Below are 15,573 nucleotides of genomic sequence, written 5' to 3'. Positions count from 1 at the left end.
CTATGGCACAATCGTCTCAACGTTTTGGGTGGTGGTCACTTAAAGCGTCCTTGATTCGCAGCGCGGCTGCGGCTTTTTCCCCAAGAGGAGAACCATGAAGAAACTGAATAAAGTGGCGATGATGTTTGCAGTCGCTGCGCTCGCCACTGCCGCCGGCGCGCAGACCCGTGTCACCGCTGCGAACGGCGGTCCTACGATCGACAACTGGCAAAACGGCACCGGCGAACTGGTCTGGAAGAACGGCACGAACGAACTGTGCTGGCGCGATGCCAACTGGACGCCCGCAACGGCTGCCGCCGGTTGCGACGGCGCTCTGGTTCCGGCTGCTCCGGCTGCTGTGGCTCCCACGCCTGGCGCTCCGGTCGCTCCGCCTGCCGCACAAGTCGCTGCTTCGAAGGTCACCTTCGCTGCTGACGCCTTCTTCGACTTCGACAAGTCGGTGCTGAAGCCCGAAGGTCGCGCCAAGCTGACCGACCTGGTCGAGAAGATCCGTGGCGTGAACCTCGAAGTCATCATCGCTGTGGGTCACACCGACTCCATCGGTACCGACGCCTACAACCAGCGTCTGTCGGTGCGTCGCGCCGAAGCCGTCAAGGCCTTCCTGGTCTCGAAGGGCATCGAACGCAACCGCGTCTACACCGAAGGCAAGGGCGAGAAGCAGCCTGTGGCTGACAACCGCACCAAGGAAGGCCGCGCCAAGAACCGTCGCGTGGAAATCGAAGTGGTTGGCACCCGCGCCAACTGATCGATCGATTCCATCGACGAATGAAAACCCCGCCTCGGCGGGGTTTTTTTATGCCTGCCGTATTTGCGGCCGTGCCTGAGGCAAGCCCATTGCGTTCGAGCCGGGCTTTGCTCGCTTCATAATTGCCCCATGACAGAAAACGTGAATGCAGACCCGGCCGAACTGGCCAAGTTTTCGGAACTCGCACACCGGTGGTGGGATTTGGAGAGCGAATTCCGCCCGCTGCACGAAATCAATCCATTGCGGCTGGAATGGATTGACGGTATTGCGCCTATTTCGGGCCAGCGCGTGGTCGATATCGGCTGCGGCGGCGGCATCCTGGCCGATTCGATGGCGCGCAAGGGCGCCGACGTGCTGGGCGTCGACCTCGCGACCAAGGCGCTCAAGGTCGCTCAACTGCACGCCCTCGAAGCCGGGACGCGCGGCGTCAAGTACCGCGAAGTCAGTGCCGAGGCGCTGGCAGCCGAGCAGCCCGGCAGCTTCGATGTGGTCACCTGCATGGAAATGCTGGAGCACGTGCCCGATCCGGCATCGGTGATCCAGGCCTGCGCCTCGCTGGTGAAGCCGGGCGGCTGGGTGTTCTTCTCGACCATCAACCGCAACCTGAAATCCTTCATGCTGGCGATCGTGGGCGCCGAGTACGTCCTGGGCATGCTGCCGCGCGGCACGCACGAGTACCCCAAGCTGATCCGTCCCAGCGAACTGGCCGGCTACTGCCGCGCTGCCCGCCTGGACCTGCGCCACACCCGGGGCATGGAATACAACCCGCTGACCCGCCGCTATTGGCTCAGCGCCGACACCAGCGTCAACTACCTCTTCGCGACCCAGAAGCCGGCGCTGCCGGAGGCGCAGGGATGATGAAGATCGGGAGCACGACCACACAGGCCATCCTGTTCGACCTCGACGGCACGCTGATCGACAGCGCGCCCGACCTGGGCGCGGCGGCCGACAAGATGCGCACCGACCGCGGCCTGGCGCCTTACCCGCTGGAGCGCTACCGCCCGATGGCCGGTGCCGGCGCGCGCGGCATGCTCGGCATCGCCTTCGGCATCACGCCCGAGGCGCCGGAGTTCGACGCGCTGCGCGAGGAGTTCTACGTCGGCTACGAACGCCGCATGCTGCTCAACACCCTGGTGTTCGACGGCGTGGCGCCGCTGATCGAGGCGATCCGCGAGCGCGGCCTGCGCTGGGGCGTGGTCACCAACAAGTCGGCCCGCTTCACCGAACCGCTGACCGCCGCGATGCCGCTCTTCGCGAGCGCCGGCGCGATCGTGAGCGGCGACACCACGCCGTTCGCCAAGCCGCACCCCGAGCCGCTGCACGAGGCGGCGCGCCGTCTCGGCGTGGCGCCCGAGGCCTGCATCTACGTGGGGGACGACGAGCGCGACATCATCGCGGGCCGCGCCGCGGGCATGGGAACCGTGGCGGCCACCTACGGTTACATGGGTTCGCAGGCCGATGCGGTGCTGTGGAAAGCCGATGCCTCAATCTCTTCGCCCCTGGAGCTCTTGAAGTTACTCAATAGCGCCTAAAATGAGTCGCTTGGGGCTGCACTGGTTTCGACGTGGGTTCGGAGTCGCAGCGGGGCATGTCGAGCTGAATGCGCTCGTAAAACAGATTCAAACAAACTAACTGCAAACGACGAACGTTTCGCACTCGCTGCTTAATTGCCAGTGAGCCTTGCAACAGTTGGCCGATGGGCTGGGCAAGGGGGTCTGGAGCAATCCTGACCTCCCGGCTGCAAGGATAATTACATGGGCTGGCTCCGATCCGGGTACCTTGGGTCGGGGCGAGAAAATAGGGTGCTGGCGTCCGGTTTAGCGTGTGACTGCGCGACTCCGGAAGCGAGACTTAAATCAGATCACTACACATGTAGAACTGCGCGATGAAGGCTTGCGGACGGGGGTTCAAATCCCCCCAGCTCCACCAACATAACGTCCAAGGGCGTTCACTGAAGTTCAGTGAACGCCCTTTTTCATTGGCCAGGCGGCTGTTGACTGTGCTTCGCCGTCTCACTCGGGATGTCTGCGTCTGGATGACGACCCCCGCGATCCCGTCGATGGGGTTCACTCCACACGCTAGCTAGTCGATCGCGATCTTGTTCTTCTTCACGAGGTCTGCCCAGCGCCGCATGTCGGTGTGGATGTAGTCGGCGGTCTGCTTCGCGCTGCTGGCTTCGGGAAACATGCCGACGTTCTCGAAGCCCTTCATGACCTCCGGGTCCTTCAGGGCTTGTGCCACCGCTTCGTTGAGGCGATCGCTTCGGTCTGCCGGGAGGCCCGTGCGCGCAGCCAGGACGAACCACTGACTGGCCTCGAAGTTGGCGATGCCGGCTTCCCTGAGGGTCGGCACCTCGGGCAAGGAGGCGGAGCGCGCCGCCGTGGAGACCCCGTACGCCTTGAGCTTGCCGGACTTGATGTGCGGCAGCACGGGCGTGATGCCCAGTACGGCTAGGGGGAGCTGTCCACCGATCACGTCGGTCACGGCCTGGTTGCCGCCCTTGTAGGGCACATGCGTCATCGTCACACCCGTCAGTGCCTGGATGAGTTCTCCGGTCAGGTGCTGGCCGGTGCCGTTGCCGGAGGAGCCGTAGCTGTACTTGTCCGGGTGGGCGGATGCGTCTGCAAGCAGGGCCTTGAGGTCCTTGGGCGCATCGGGCCGTGCCGGTCCCACGAGGACGGTGGAGCCTTTGGCGAGCATGGCGATGGCGCTCATCTCCTTGCCGATCTGCGGCATCGGGATGCTCGTGAGCACCGGGCCGGGAACCGTCACCAGGGTATAGCCATCGGCCGGCTGGGTTGCCACATACCGCAGCGCGAGCGAGCCCGTGGCACCGGGCTTGTTGTCGACCACGATGGGCTGGCCGAGCGTCGCTTCCAGCTTGCGGGCGACAAGGCGCGTGACAACATCGACGCTGCCCCCGGGTGGGTAGCCGACGACCCAGGTGATCGCTCGCGAGGGGTACTTCTCTTGCGCGAGCGTCGCAGAAGACGCCAGCGCCGTGAGTGCGCAGAAGATCAGAAAGAGGCCTCGGCGGCCGCCTGGGTGCTTGGACATGGAATGAGCCTTCTGGGACGGTGGGGAGATGCGCGAGCGCGTCAGGGATTCCGCGGCCTCAGTCCGGCGCGCCCGGCGCCGTGTGAGGATGTACTGTCGCACTCTGATGAAAGGCGCGGACCATCCGCTGGATCGGCCCCAGGACCCACGTGTTGTAGACGAGCACATCCGACTCCTCCTTGGGGTCGCGCGTGATGTTGAAGAGATAGGGCGACTCGAGCTTGCCCTTGCCTTCGTTCACCTCGGGCTCCCAGTAGAGATGCAGCTTCCAGTCGCGCCACTTCACTGCGCGCAGTTCGTTCTTGATATGGAAGAGAAAGCCCTCGCGCAAGGACTTCTGTTCGCCGAGGAAAAAGGGCATCTGATCGATGCCATCGATCGGCCTGTCCTCGGGAATGCGGGCGCCGCCCGCGCGTGCCAGCGTGGAGAAGAGGTCGGTGACGTGCACGATCTCGTTGCTCACCCGACCTGCGGCGATCTTGCCTGGCCAGCGCACGATGCACGGCACGCGCAGGCTGCCTTCCATGGCCGTGTGATAGGTGCCGCGCCAGGGGCCGGCCGTGCCGCGGTACGGAGCGCGGAACTCGGGGCCGTTGTCGCTCGCGAAGATGAAGAGGGTGTCTTCCGAAATGCCGAGGCGCTCGATCTCGTCGATGACCTGGCCCACGCGGTGGTCCATCTCCACCATGGAGTCGGCGAAATCGCCATGGCCGGTGCGGCCCGCGAAATCGCGGTGAGGCAGGGTGGGAAAGTGCAGGTGCGTGAGCGGCAGGTAAAGGAAGAAAGGCTTCTGTGCCGCGTGGTTGCGCTGGATGAATGCCAGGGCCCGGTTCGTCAGCGTCTCGTCGATGCGCCGGCGCGAATCCAGGTTGTATTCCTCCACGTTCTGCGAAGGCGCACCGGCACGGCCCTGCATGATGTACGGGATGTCCGCCACGCTCGGGTCGTAGCCGACACTGGCTGTGAACTGGCTCTCGTCCGTGGTGCGCGGAATGCCGTACCACTCGTCGAATCCCCGGTCGCTCGGGAAGCGGCCTTGAACATCGCCCAGGTGCCACTTGCCGTAGTGCGCAGTCGTATAGCCCTGTGCCGAGAGCAATTGCGCCAGGGTGATCTCGCGGCGTGCCAGGCCCTGAGGCAGGCCGGGCGGCACCGACTGCAGGCAGCCCGTGCGGATCGGATGCCGCCCGCTCATCAGCGCGGAGCGCGTCGGCACGCAATCGCTCTCGACATTGAAGTTCTGCAGCAGAAGGCCTTGGCTGGCGAGCGCGTCGATGCGTGGCGTGGGCGCGCCCCGCAGCGCCCCGCCGCCGTAGCAGCCGAGCTCGCCCCAGCCGAGGTTGTCGGCAAGGATGAGAACGATGTTGGGTGGGTTCATGGAAGGACTCATTGCGACTGCAGTCTAGGAACGGCTAGGATTCGGGTGTTTCCATTTGGGAAGTTTTCGTTAACTTTTATTCATGTCCTTCTCGGCACGTGACCTCGACTACTTCCTGGAAGTGGCGCGCCATGGGCAGCTGGCCCGTGCAGCAACCAGCCTGACGGTGACGGCCGCGGCGCTTTCCAAGGCGATCCGTCGGCTGGAGGACGAGATGGGGCTCGGTCTCTTCGAGCGCTCGGGCCACGGCATGACGCTCACGCCGTTCGGCGTTGCGTTCCGCGAACGTGCGCAACGCATGAAGTCAGAGCACGACGAGGCGCTTCGTCATGCGGGCGACGTTCGTGCAGGACGTGCCGGGCTCATCCGTGTGGGCGCGACGCTGGCGGTTCTGGATGCCGTGCTTTCACCGGCGCTTGCGGCGCTGCAGCCCCGTCGCCCGGGCATGCATGTGCGCCTGGAAGTGGCGTCCTCGGACGAGTTGATCGACTGGACGCGCCAGGGCCTGCTCGATGTCGCCGTGATTCCGACCTATGAATCCATGCCGCACGGCCTGGTGCATGAGGATCTGCTGACCGATGCGCTCGTCGCCGTGGCGCGCGTGGGGCATCCGGTCTTCGCGCGTCGCCGTCTCACGATGGGCGATCTGTCGAAATTCCCCTGGGTGCTGCCGTCCGTTCATTCGGCCGCACGCGCGAAGCTGGACGGGGTATTTCGCTGTGCGGGCGCGACGCCGCCGCAAGGCGCGATCGAGGTGCACTTCAGTGCGTCGTGGTCGCTGCCGGTGCTTGCAGCGACCGATCTGATGGGCATCGTCCCGGTCTCCGTGCTCGCGCTGTCCCAGGCGCGTGGCGTCAAGGTGATTCCTGTCGAGGCGCTGTCGATTCCGAGGCGCATCTCGCTTTTTTCACGTCCGAATACCTACCGATCCCCACTTCTCGAGGAGTTCGTGCAGGCGCTCAAGGCACTGGCGCCGGCGCAGCGAAGCAGCGCGGCGCGCAAGGGCTGACGGGCGCTCGCTGAGGCCGTCTTCAGTTCGCGGTCGCCGCCTTCACCGGCCAGTCGCGCAGCTTGCCCGGGTTCAGCAAGCCCATCGGATCGAAGCGTCTCTTCACCTCGATGACTTCCGGCGGCAGCGGACCGCCGGCCTTGCCGTCTTCCACGATGTTCACGTGCGGGTTGTTGATGTGCACCTGGTGCGCGCGGTGGATGTCGATGATCTCGTTCAGGCGATCCTCGGTGCTGAAGCGCACCAGCTGCAGCCCGCTGCAGGTCAGGAGCCCTGCCGCGTTGCGCAGGAACTCGACGTGCATCATGACCTCGCCGCCCAGCAGTTTCTCCATCTCGATGACCTGCTCGACATGCCGGCCGGGAATGAACCCGCTTTGCAGGTAGGTCAGCGTCGGGTCGATCTTCAGCGCGTGCAGCGTCGTGTGGTTCCAGGTGAATTCCATCAGCGTGCGGTTGCTCTTCTGCACCTCGGCCGCCGTCTTGCGGTAGCTCACGGTGCCACCGTGCGCCTGCACCAGCAGCATCATGGCCGGCTCGCTCTGCTCGGCCACCAGCGACAGCACCGTGTGGCAGCCCTTCGGCAGGTGCATCGCCAGCTGCGCGAGGTGGTCGGCGATGGGCGCGGCGAAGAAGGTGACGCCGCGCTTCACGATGCCCGGCGCATGCGCGAGCTTGTCCGCGAAGTTCAGCGCGTTCTCGAAGTCGTCGAAGGTCACCAGCGTCTCGAGCCACGGATGCGCGGGCGCCAGCGCGATCTCCAGCTCCAGCACGAGGCCGTTGGTGCCCCACAGGTGGTGCATGCGCATCGCTTCGGCGCCGCGCAGTTCGATCACCTGCGGCTCGGCCTCGATGGTCATCGCGCGAATGCCCAGCACATTGCCGGGCGCGCCCAGCGGCCCGTAGTTGATCGAGCCCACGCCGCCGAAGCCACCACCGAACAGGCCGCCCAGCGTCGCGCTGCGGTAGGTCGAGGGCACGCAGCGCATCTCCTGGCCGGTGGGTTTCGTCTGCTTCTCGAGTTCGCCCAGGCGGATGCCGGCCTGCGCGCGCGCCACGCCGGGCTGCACCCACAGGCAGGCGTTGTAGCCCGTCATGTCGAGCACCACGCCGCCGGCGAGCGGCGTGGTCTGGCCGTAGTTGCCGGTGCCGCTGCCGCGAATGGTGATGGGCACGCCGCGGCGTGCGCAGGCGCCGACCACCGCGCGGATGTCTTCTTCGGTGCGCGGGCGCACCACCACGTCGGCGCGCTTGTCCTTCAGCTGGCGGGTGAGCACCGGGCTGAACCAGGAGAAGTCCTGGGAGAGGCGCGTGACGCGGCCTTCGTCGGTGATCCAGTCGAGGTCGGGGAGTTCGAGCAGCAGTTGTTCGATGGCGGAAGCGGGAGCATTCATGGTCGATTTCAATCCTGGGAAAGTTCGCTCGCGTGCCACGAGCCCAGCGCCACCTTGGTGAGCCAGGCCATCAGCACGAAGAGTGCGACACCGGTGAGGGAGATGAGCAGCAGGGCCGCGAACATGCGCGGAATGTTCAGCTGGAAGCCCGCCTGCAGGATCTGGTAGGCCAGCCCGGCGCCGGAGCCGCCCGTGCCGGCCACGAACTCCGCCACCACCGCGCCGATCAGCGCCAGGCCGCTGGAGATGCGCAGCCCGCCGAAGAAGTACGGCAGCGCGCTTGGAATGCGCAGGCGCACCAGCTGCTGCCAGCGCGTGGCGCGGTTCAGCTTGAAGTAGCTCTGCAGGTCGGGGTCGATGCTGCGCAGGCCCAGCGTGGTGTTGCTGATGATGGGAAACAGCGCCACCAGCGCCGCGCACACCGTCATGGCCGCCACCGGGTTCTTTACCCAGATGATGATCAGCGGCGCCACGGCCACGATGGGCGTGACCTGCAGCAGCACCGCGTACGGAAAGAGGGCGGTCTCGATGCGCTTGCTCTGCACGAACAGGAACGAGATCAGCACGCCCGCCACCGTGGCCAGCGCGAAGGACAGCACCGTGATCTTCAGCGTGACCAGGAGCGCGCTGCCCAGCGGCGCCCAGTCGGTCACCAGCGTCTGCATCATCAGCCAGGGCGAGGGCACGAGGTAGGGCGGCAGTTCCATGGCGACCACCATCCATTGCCACAGCGCGACCAGCACCACGCCGATGAGCACCGGGTAGAGCACGCGCTGCACGCGCGGCTGGCCCAGCAGGGGCGTTGCGGGTTTCGTCGCCGTCTTCATGGCGCGGCCTCCTCTTCTTCTGTGGTGCTGGCGCGCAGCAGGCTGTCCTGCAATTGCTTCGCGTGGCGCGCGAACTCGGGCGTGACCATGAAGTCGGCCTGGCGTGGGTAGGGCTCGTCGATCTGGAACTGCTCGACCACGCGACCCGGCCGCGCGGCCATCATCACCACGCGGCTCGAGAGGAACACCGCCTCGTGGATCGAGTGCGTCACGAAGATCACCGTGAGCTTCTTCTTGCGCCACAGCTCGAGCAGGTCGGCGTCGAGCTTGTGGCGCGTGATCTCGTCGAGCGCGCCGAAGGGCTCGTCCATCAGCAGCAGGTCGGGCTGCGTGACCAGGCCGCGCGCGATCGACACGCGCATCTGCATGCCGCCCGACAGCGCGCGCGGCAACGCACCGGCGAACTTCTCCAGCCCCACGAGCGCGAGCGATTCCGTCACCCGCGCATCGGCCTCCTTGCGGGGCACGCCGGCCAGGTCCAGCGGCAGCCGCACATTGGTCTGCACGCTGGCCCACGGCATCAGCGTGGGCGACTGGAACACGAACGACATCTTGTGCGGGCAGTCGTGCAACTGCGCCACGGGCTTGCGCCACACCAGCAGGCGCCCGTCGCTGGGTTCGAGCATGCCCGCCACCATCTTCAGCAGCGTGCTCTTGCCGCAGCCCGAGGGGCCGAGCAACGTGACGAACTCGCCTTCGGCGATCGACAGGTCCACCGGCAGCAGCGCCTGCGTGCCGTTGGGGTAGGTCTTCTCGGCCGAGAGCACTTCCACCGCGGGCACGGCAGGGGTGGTCGGCGGTGCGAGGGTGTGGGGTTCGATGCGGTTCATGAAGAAGAAGCGACGAAGTTCAGGGCAGCACCTTGGCGTCCTTCACGAACTCGGTCGTGTAGGTCTTGGCGAGATCCACCTTGGCGGGGTCGAGCAGCTTCGCGTTCACCAGGAAGTCGTAGCTCGCCTTGGCGCGCGCATCGGTCATCACGCCGATGCCCAGCTTGGCCGCGTCGCCGCCGGTGACCATGCCCATCTCCTTGAGCTTGGCCACGCTGTAGGCGAGCTGGTCGTCGGTCATGTTGGGGTTGTCCTTCTTGATCAGCGCGTTGGCCGGTGCCGGGTCGGCCAGGTAGCTCTTCCAGCCTTCGGCCGAGGCCTTCACGAAAGCGGCGACCTGCTTGCTGCGCTCCTTCACCGTCTTGTCCATGCACGACACGGTGACTGCGTAGGAGGGGTAACCGTGGTCGCTGAACATCAGCACCGTGCTCTTCACGCCGGCCTTCTGGATGGCGTAGGGCTCGGAGGTCAGGTAGCCCTGCTGCGCGGTGTTCGGGTCGGCCACGAAGGGCTGGATGTTGAAGGTGTAGGGGCGCGTCTGTTCGTCCTTCAGGCCGAAGCGGGCCTTGAGCCAGGGCCAGTAGCCGCGGTTGGCCTGCGCGCCGATCAGGAGAGTCTTGCCCTTGAGGTCCTCGAATTTCTTGACGTCGTCGTGCGCGATCAGCACCTGCGGGTCCTTCTGGAAGAAGGCCGCCACGTTGACCACGGGCACGCCGCCTTCGCGCACCTGCATCATCTGGATGTCGCTCGATCCCATGATGCAGTCGGCCTGGCCCGCGGCCATCATCTGCGTGATGTTGACCTGCGGGCCACCCATGCGGATCGTCACGTCCAGGCCGTGCTTCTTGTAGATGCCCTGCGCCACCGCCTGGTAGAAGCCGCCGTGCTCGGCCTGCGCATACCAGTTGGTCATGTAGGTGAACTTGTCCTGGGCCTGTGCGGGTGCAACGGCCGTGAGGAGCGAGAGCGCGGCGGCGCCGGCCAGGGAAAGAGCGAAGGAACGCATGGTGGGGACCTTTCGAAGGCGGGATGAAAAAGAAGAACGAAGCCGTTGCAAGGAGCGCGCCTCAGGCCGGCACGAACGACTGCTGGATGAAGCCCTGCTGGTGGCCGCGCTCCCAGGTGGCTTCCTCGCGCACGACCCAGCGCAGCGCATGAAGCTCGGTCAGTGCCTGTGCCCAGCTGTCCGAGAGCGTGTCCAGGATCTCCAGGCCCTGTTCGCGCGTGGCGCTGGTCGGGTCGCCGATCACGCCGCTCGGGCCGAAGTCGCGCGCGGTCCAGGCGCAGGCCGGGCGGCCGTCGGCCGACAGCAGCTTGATCGGGAAGGGCGGTGGAAAGTTGGCCGCCGCGCGTTCCATGTGCACGGTGTCGGGCGCCAGCGCGAGCATCAGCGCGGTTTCGGAATGGCCCGCGTGCATCGCGAGCTTCTTCTCCTGCTCGCTCACCTGCCGGCTCGCAGCGCTGGGCAGGCGCGACACGCCGTGCGGCACGATCACGAAGTCGCCATGGCGCAGGCGCAGTTCGCGCGCCGCCATCTCCAGCACCTGCGGCTGGCCGCCGTGCCCGTTGGCGAACAGCAGCTTGCGAAAGCCCGAGCGGTACACCGATTCGCCGATCTCGATCACGGTCGACAGCAGCGTGGTGCCCGTGAGCGTCACCGTGCCGGGAAAGTGCAGGTGCTCTTCCGACTTGCCGTAGGTGATCGGCGGCAGGGCAAAGGCGCGCACCTCGGCCGGCAGCTTCTCGAGCGCCTTGCCCATCACGCCCGAGGCGATCACGCTGTCGACCGAGCACGGCAGGTGCGGGCCGTGCTGCTCGATCGAGCCGCACGGCAACACGATGACGGTGTTCTCGCGGTCGGGCAGCGCGGCGATTTCGGTCCAGCTCAGGTAGGGCAGGAAGCGGTGGGGCGGGATGTAGCCGTGGAGCATGGGGGTCCTTGCGTGTTCTTTATTCAGGGAAGAAAGGCGATGCGTCGCCGTGCGTCACGCGGCCGTCGCGCAGCACCACGCGGGTGGCGCTGCGCGAAGGCCAGCCGTGGCGGTCGGCCTGCGTGAACAGCACCAGGTCGGCTTTCGCGCCGACCAGCGTGGGCGTCGTCGTGGCGGGCGCGCGTTCCAGCCAGTCGCTGCGGCACAGCGCCTGCGACCACGTATCGAAGGGTTCGTCGAGCTGCGCGACCAGCGCGGCCGTGCCCAGTGCCTCGACGGGGTCGAAGCTGCCGAGCCGGCAGAACGGGTCCTGCACGTTGTCGCTCGCGAACAGCAATGGAATGCCGCGTGCATGCGCTTCCTTGACCAGCGTGATGCCGCGCTGGCGCGGCGTGCGCCCGGTGATGGCGTCCTGCAGCAGCAGGTTGGTGGCGGGCAGCGACACCACGGTGATCGGCGCGCGCGCCACGGCGTCCAGCGTGGCGAAGGCCTGCGCCTCGGGCTGGGCCGCCAGCGCGCAGAGGTGGCCGCAGACCACACGGCCTTCGTAGCCGATCTCGCGCAGAAGGCGCGCGGTGGTCTGCAGGCCCACGGCCGAGGCGTCGAGTTCCTCGTCCACGTGCAGGTCGATGTCGAGCTCGCAGGCCTGCGCCGCCAGCAGCAGGTTGCGCAGCGCGTTCTCGCTCCAATTGGTGGAGTGCACGAAGCCGCCGAGCAGCGCGTGCGGTCCGGTGGCCTTCACCTGTCGCGCCAGGCGCAGCGCCTGCGACGCGTCTTCGAACAGGGGCAGCTTGATGAGGGCGACCTGCTCCAGCCGCACCCGGCCGGCCCATTCCTGCGCCAGCTCGGCCATGACGGGCCAGGCGGTGGGCAGCGCATCGGGCTCCCACCAGTCGACGTGCGTGCGCACGTGGGCGGTGCCGCATGCCCAGGCCCATTGCAGGCCGCGCGATGCGCGCTCGCGCACGTCGGCGGGCGTCCAGTGCACGCGGTCGGCCAGCATCGCGTCGATCGCCCCGAGCAGGCCGGGCTGCACCTTTTGCATGCGCGCCAGCGTGAATGCCTTGTCCAGGTGCGTGTGCGCGTCGACGAAGGCGGGGAGGGCGAGCGTGCCGGCGAGGTCCCAGCCGGCGCCGGGTGTGATGTCCCTCGCGGGCTGCACCGACCGGACGCGGCCGGCCTCGATGGCGATGCGTGCGAGTTCGGGCACCCCGTGGCGCTGCGGCCAGTCGGCGGGCAGCAGCCAGCGCGGCAGCCGTGCGTTGTCCAGCAGCGCGGGCGCGGTCATGCGAAACGGGCCCCCGTCGGGCATGCGGGGGCGCTGGTTTCCATCGAAAAGCAGCAGGCAACGCGGACGTGCATGAATTTGACCAATCAATCAGAGCAACTGGTCAGGTTATGCAAGCGACGTGCCAATCCGGGTGCACCGGACTGGGGAGGCGGGCGTTAGCCCGCGACTGATGCGACTACGTTGCCTGGCGCGGCCAGAGCCGCACCGCCAGCGCGGCGGTGGCCGTGGCGGTCGCCAGCGCCGTCACGCCGGCCCAGCCCCACGCGGCGAGCACCAGCGCGCCCAGCGCCGAGCCGGTCGCCATGCCGATGAACATGCTGGTGAACAGCACGGCGTTGAGCCGGCTGCGCGCACCGGGCTCGATGCCGTAGACGATCGTCTGGTGGGCGATCAGCGCCGCCTGCATGCCCAGGTCGAAGCCGACCGCGGCCAGCGCCAGCAGCCACAGCTGCGCATGCGGCGTCATCAGCGGTGCCAGCCCCATGGCTGCGAACGACACCAGCGCCAGCCCTGCGCCCAGGCGCGTCACCAGTTCCGGTCCGCGCCGGTCGGCCAGCCGCCCGGCCAGCGGCGCCGCCAGCGCGCCCGCCGCGCCGGCCAGGCCGAAGGCGCCTGCGGCCGCGCTGCCCAGGTGGAAGGGCGCGCCGTGCAGCATCACGGCCAGCGTCGACCAGAAGGCGCTGAACCCCACGGCCAGCAGCGCCTGGGCCAGCGCCGCGCGGCGCAGCGTGCCGTGGCGCGACCACAGCGTGCCCAGCGAGCCGAGCAGAGCGCCGTAGGCCAGGTGCGTCGTCGGCCGAAAGCGCGGCAGCCCGCGCCAGGCCGCGGCGCCGATGAGCGCGATGCTGGCCGCGGCCGCGATGAACATGGCGCGCCAGCCGAAGTGCTCGGCCACGAAGCCGCTCACCACGCGCGACAGCAGGATGCCCAGCAGCAACCCCGTCATCACCGTGCCGACCGTCTTGCCGCGCGTGGCGTCGGGCGCCAGCGTGGCGGCGGCGGGCACGAGGTCCTGCGCCATCGTGGCCGCCAGCCCGATCGCGAGGCTGGCCGCCAGCAGCACGCCGATCGACGGTGCCGCGCCGGCCACCAGCAGTGCGGCGCACAGTGCCCCTGCCTTGATCAGCACGATGCGGCGCCGGTCGAAGCGGTCGCCCAGCGGCGCCAGCAGCAGGATGCCCAGCGCATAGCCCAGTTGCGTGAGCGTGGGAATGAAGCCCACCGCACGGGTGGAGGCGCCGATGTCGGCGCCCAGCACCCCGAGCATCGGCTGGGCGTAGTAGAGCGAGGCCACCGACAGGCCCGCGCCGGCGGCCAGCAGCAGGATCAGCGAGGCCGGCAGGCCGTGCCCCGGCGCGGCGGCCGGTACATGCGTGGTTTGAATGGAAGACATGGTGTTAACCCTCGATTATCGAAGCAAGGGTTGGAATGTGCCCGTTGGGGGCTTGGCTTGGTAGTCCCGCGGATCGCACAATGCCCATACGCCAAACGTATAAATGAGGCCATGTCAACTTCACCTACCGTCGACCGCATCGAGCTGATGCAGACCTTTCTTCACATCGTCGAGGCCGGCAGCCTGTCGGCCGCCGCGCTGCAGATGGGGGCCACTCAGCCCACCGTGAGCCGTCGCCTGCAGGCGCTGGAGCGCTCGCTGGGCGTGCGGCTGCTGCGTCGCTCCACGCACGCCATGAAGCTCACGGAGGATGGCGAGCGTTGCTACGAGCGGGCCAGGGAGCTGATCGCCGACTGGCACGCCTTCGAGGCCGACCTGCGCGGCGTCGGCGACGAGCCCGAGGGCACGCTGCGCGTGGTGGCGCCGCATGCGCTGGGCCAGCTGTTGCTGGTCGGTCCGCTGGCCGAGTACCTGCGCGCCTATCCGCGCGTGTCCGTCGAATGGCTGCTGAACGACCGCCGGCCCGACTTCATCGCCGAAGGCGTCGACTGCGCGATCCAGGTCGGCGAGATGACCGACGCCATGGCCGTGGCGGTCAAGGTCTCGGAGGTTCCGCGCGTGGTGGTCGCCGCGCCTTCGCTGCTGGAAGGGCGCTCACTGCCTGCGCACGCGGCAGAACTGGCCGAGCTGCCGTGGCTCGCGCTGCGCACCTTCTATCGCAACGAGGTGCTGCTCACGCACCGGCCGACCGGCGAGATCGCGCGCGTGCCGATCCGTCCACGCATGAGCACCGACAGCCTCTATGCGCTGCAAAGCGCGGCGCGCATGGGGCTGGGCGCCTGCCTGGGTTCGGCCTGGCTGCTGAACGAAGACATCGCCGCCGGACGGCTGGTGCAGCTCGTGCCGCAATGGCATGTGGCACCGCTGCCCGTCTACCTGACCTACCCGCACGCGCGCTTCCAGCCGGCGCGCCTGCGCCGCTTCATCGAGATGATGCGGCTTGCGTTGGCCGACCCGACGGGCCAGGTCTGGGAGGCCCGCGTGGGCTGAGCGAGGGCGGCGCGGAACTCAGGCCTTGATGCCGCAGCCGCCCAGGACGAACGCCACCAGTTCCCGCGCGATCGGTTCGCGGTCGATCGGCGCCTCGGGCGGCAGGCCGAGCATCACGCGCGTCTGGATCGCGTAGTCGGCGTAGCTCTGGGTCATGGCCCAGATGTGCATCAGCAGCAGGCGCGCATCGAGCGGGCGCATCTGCCCGCGCGCGATCCAGCCGTTGATGATGTCGACCTTCTTCTGCGTCCACGCCTGCGCGTTGGGCCAGTAGCGGTCGAGGTTGCGTCCGCCGTCGAGCACCTCGCGCGTGAAGATGCGCGAGATCTCCGGGTTGTCGAACGCATGGTCGAGCTTCTTGCGGATGTAGTCGCCCAGCACCGTGGCCGGGTCGCTGGCGTCCTCGAACGAGAACACCACCTTCCAGGCATGCAGCACCTGCATCAGCAGCTCTTCGTAGAGCTCTTCCTTGCCGGCGATGTAGTAGTGCAGCTGGGGCTTGGTGAGGCCGGCGCGCGCGGCGATGGCCTGGGTGGAGGTGCCCTTCAGGCCGTGCAGGCTGAACTCGGTCACCGCCGCCGTGCGGATGGCCGCCATGATGCGTTCGCGTCCCGGCCTCGCGCGCGACAGCGGGCCGTCGGGGGCGGGCATTTCTTGGGCGATGGCGGG

Annotated in this window: 15 protein-coding genes and 1 other RNA gene; 6 read left to right on the top strand and 10 right to left on the bottom strand. The window is 67.6% G+C overall.

The features are described from left to right. Positions 1 to 94 precede the first annotated feature (94 nt). From ompA to ssrA, 4 genes are all read left to right on the top strand, one after another. Entirely contained in the window at positions 95 to 745 is a 651-nt protein-coding gene (ompA, locus tag ACAM52_RS17990) for an outer membrane protein OmpA (protein ID WP_062468651.1), read from the top strand. Positions 746 to 874: 129 nt separating this feature from the next. Next, positions 875 to 1,603 (top strand): bifunctional 2-polyprenyl-6-hydroxyphenol methylase/3-demethylubiquinol 3-O-methyltransferase UbiG, encoded by a 729-nt coding sequence (gene ubiG / locus ACAM52_RS17985; protein WP_369644182.1) that lies wholly within the window; start codon positions 875 to 877, stop codon positions 1,601 to 1,603. After that, positions 1,600 to 2,277 (top strand): HAD-IA family hydrolase, encoded by a 678-nt coding sequence (locus ACAM52_RS17980; protein ID WP_354347790.1) that lies wholly within the window; start codon positions 1,600 to 1,602, stop codon positions 2,275 to 2,277. The genes ubiG and ACAM52_RS17980 overlap by 4 nt, the downstream gene beginning before the upstream one ends. Before the next feature lie 12 nt (positions 2,278 to 2,289). Then, positions 2,290 to 2,674: a transfer-messenger RNA gene (gene ssrA, locus ACAM52_RS17975) on the top strand. A gap of 153 nt (positions 2,675 to 2,827) precedes the next feature. Here ssrA and ACAM52_RS17970 read toward each other — a convergent pair. Beyond that, entirely contained in the window at positions 2,828 to 3,802 is a 975-nt protein-coding gene (locus ACAM52_RS17970) for a Bug family tripartite tricarboxylate transporter substrate binding protein (RefSeq protein WP_369644181.1), read from the bottom strand. Positions 3,803 to 3,860: 58 nt separating this feature from the next. Then, positions 3,861 to 5,180, bottom strand: a complete 1,320-nt coding sequence (locus tag ACAM52_RS17965) for an arylsulfatase (RefSeq protein ID WP_369644180.1) — start codon at positions 5,178 to 5,180, stop codon at positions 3,861 to 3,863. 82 nt (positions 5,181 to 5,262) lie between these two features. Between ACAM52_RS17965 and ACAM52_RS17960 the strand changes: the two genes are divergently transcribed. Further along, positions 5,263 to 6,189 (top strand): LysR family transcriptional regulator, encoded by a 927-nt coding sequence (locus ACAM52_RS17960; protein WP_369644179.1) that lies wholly within the window; start codon positions 5,263 to 5,265, stop codon positions 6,187 to 6,189. A 22-nt stretch (positions 6,190 to 6,211) separates the two neighbouring features. Here the strand turns inward: ACAM52_RS17960 and ACAM52_RS17955 are convergent, their stop codons facing one another. The 7 genes from ACAM52_RS17955 to ACAM52_RS17925 form a co-directional block, all read right to left on the bottom strand. Then, positions 6,212 to 7,582, bottom strand: coding sequence for an FAD-binding oxidoreductase (locus ACAM52_RS17955; RefSeq protein ID WP_369644178.1), 1,371 nt, complete (start codon positions 7,580 to 7,582; stop codon positions 6,212 to 6,214). Between the two features lie 8 nt (positions 7,583 to 7,590). Then, complete coding sequence (locus tag ACAM52_RS17950) at positions 7,591 to 8,409, bottom strand: ABC transporter permease (protein WP_369644177.1); 819 nt, start codon at positions 8,407 to 8,409, stop codon at positions 7,591 to 7,593. Next, entirely contained in the window at positions 8,406 to 9,239 is an 834-nt protein-coding gene (locus ACAM52_RS17945) for an ABC transporter ATP-binding protein (RefSeq protein WP_369644176.1), read from the bottom strand. Before ACAM52_RS17945 ends, ACAM52_RS17950 begins: the two co-directional genes overlap by 4 nt. Before the next feature lie 19 nt (positions 9,240 to 9,258). Further along, positions 9,259 to 10,245 (bottom strand): ABC transporter substrate-binding protein, encoded by a 987-nt coding sequence (locus ACAM52_RS17940; RefSeq protein WP_062468632.1) that lies wholly within the window; start codon positions 10,243 to 10,245, stop codon positions 9,259 to 9,261. Positions 10,246 to 10,306: 61 nt separating this feature from the next. After that, entirely contained in the window at positions 10,307 to 11,170 is an 864-nt protein-coding gene (locus ACAM52_RS17935; protein ID WP_369644175.1) for a creatininase family protein, read from the bottom strand. A gap of 19 nt (positions 11,171 to 11,189) precedes the next feature. Then, on the bottom strand, positions 11,190 to 12,458 hold the full coding sequence (locus ACAM52_RS17930) for an amidohydrolase family protein (protein WP_369647750.1): 1,269 nt from the start codon (positions 12,456 to 12,458) through the stop codon (positions 11,190 to 11,192). A 178-nt stretch (positions 12,459 to 12,636) separates the two neighbouring features. Next, a complete protein-coding gene (locus ACAM52_RS17925; protein WP_369644174.1) occupies positions 12,637 to 13,854 on the bottom strand; it encodes an MFS transporter in 1,218 nt (405 codons plus the stop codon). A gap of 111 nt (positions 13,855 to 13,965) precedes the next feature. Here ACAM52_RS17925 and ACAM52_RS17920 point away from each other — a divergent pair, with 111 nt between their 5' ends. Further along, a complete protein-coding gene (locus ACAM52_RS17920; RefSeq protein ID WP_369644173.1) occupies positions 13,966 to 14,904 on the top strand; it encodes a LysR family transcriptional regulator in 939 nt (312 codons plus the stop codon). A gap of 18 nt (positions 14,905 to 14,922) precedes the next feature. On the opposite strand, the gene ACAM52_RS17915 is transcribed toward ACAM52_RS17920, so the two are convergent. Further along, complete coding sequence (locus tag ACAM52_RS17915; protein ID WP_062470962.1) at positions 14,923 to 15,555, bottom strand: TetR family transcriptional regulator C-terminal domain-containing protein; 633 nt, start codon at positions 15,553 to 15,555, stop codon at positions 14,923 to 14,925. Positions 15,556 to 15,573: the final 18 nt, after the last annotated feature.

The organism is Variovorax sp. V118, assembly GCF_041154445.1.
Classification (GTDB): domain Bacteria; phylum Pseudomonadota; class Gammaproteobacteria; order Burkholderiales; family Burkholderiaceae_C; genus Variovorax; species Variovorax boronicumulans.
The sequence above is the reverse complement of the archived record's forward strand: the minus strand, read 5'-3'. Positions and strand labels throughout refer to the sequence as shown.

Bases quoted from the DNA above. Each gene is read 5' to 3' on its own strand.
- ompA (WP_062468651.1), top strand. From the start codon at position 95: ATGAAGAAACTGAATAAAGTGGCGATGATGTTTGCAGTCGCTGCGCTC.
- ubiG (WP_369644182.1), top strand. From the start codon at position 875: ATGACAGAAAACGTGAATGCAGACCCGGCCGAACTGGCCAAGTTTTCG.
- ACAM52_RS17980 (WP_354347790.1), top strand. From the start codon at position 1,600: ATGATGAAGATCGGGAGCACGACCACACAGGCCATCCTGTTCGACCTC.
- ACAM52_RS17970 (WP_369644181.1), bottom strand. From the start codon at position 3,802: ATGTCCAAGCACCCAGGCGGCCGCCGAGGCCTCTTTCTGATCTTCTGC.
- ACAM52_RS17965 (WP_369644180.1), bottom strand. From the start codon at position 5,180: ATGAACCCACCCAACATCGTTCTCATCCTTGCCGACAACCTCGGCTGG.
- ACAM52_RS17960 (WP_369644179.1), top strand. From the start codon at position 5,263: ATGTCCTTCTCGGCACGTGACCTCGACTACTTCCTGGAAGTGGCGCGC.
- ACAM52_RS17955 (WP_369644178.1), bottom strand. From the start codon at position 7,582: ATGAATGCTCCCGCTTCCGCCATCGAACAACTGCTGCTCGAACTCCCC.
- ACAM52_RS17950 (WP_369644177.1), bottom strand. From the start codon at position 8,409: ATGAAGACGGCGACGAAACCCGCAACGCCCCTGCTGGGCCAGCCGCGC.
- ACAM52_RS17945 (WP_369644176.1), bottom strand. From the start codon at position 9,239: ATGAACCGCATCGAACCCCACACCCTCGCACCGCCGACCACCCCTGCC.
- ACAM52_RS17940 (WP_062468632.1), bottom strand. From the start codon at position 10,245: ATGCGTTCCTTCGCTCTTTCCCTGGCCGGCGCCGCCGCGCTCTCGCTC.
- ACAM52_RS17935 (WP_369644175.1), bottom strand. From the start codon at position 11,170: ATGCTCCACGGCTACATCCCGCCCCACCGCTTCCTGCCCTACCTGAGC.
- ACAM52_RS17930 (WP_369647750.1), bottom strand. From the start codon at position 12,458: ATGACCGCGCCCGCGCTGCTGGACAACGCACGGCTGCCGCGCTGGCTG.
- ACAM52_RS17925 (WP_369644174.1), bottom strand. From the start codon at position 13,854: ATGTCTTCCATTCAAACCACGCATGTACCGGCCGCCGCGCCGGGGCAC.
- ACAM52_RS17920 (WP_369644173.1), top strand. From the start codon at position 13,966: ATGTCAACTTCACCTACCGTCGACCGCATCGAGCTGATGCAGACCTTT.
- ACAM52_RS17915 (WP_062470962.1), bottom strand. From the start codon at position 15,555: ATGCCCGCCCCCGACGGCCCGCTGTCGCGCGCGAGGCCGGGACGCGAA.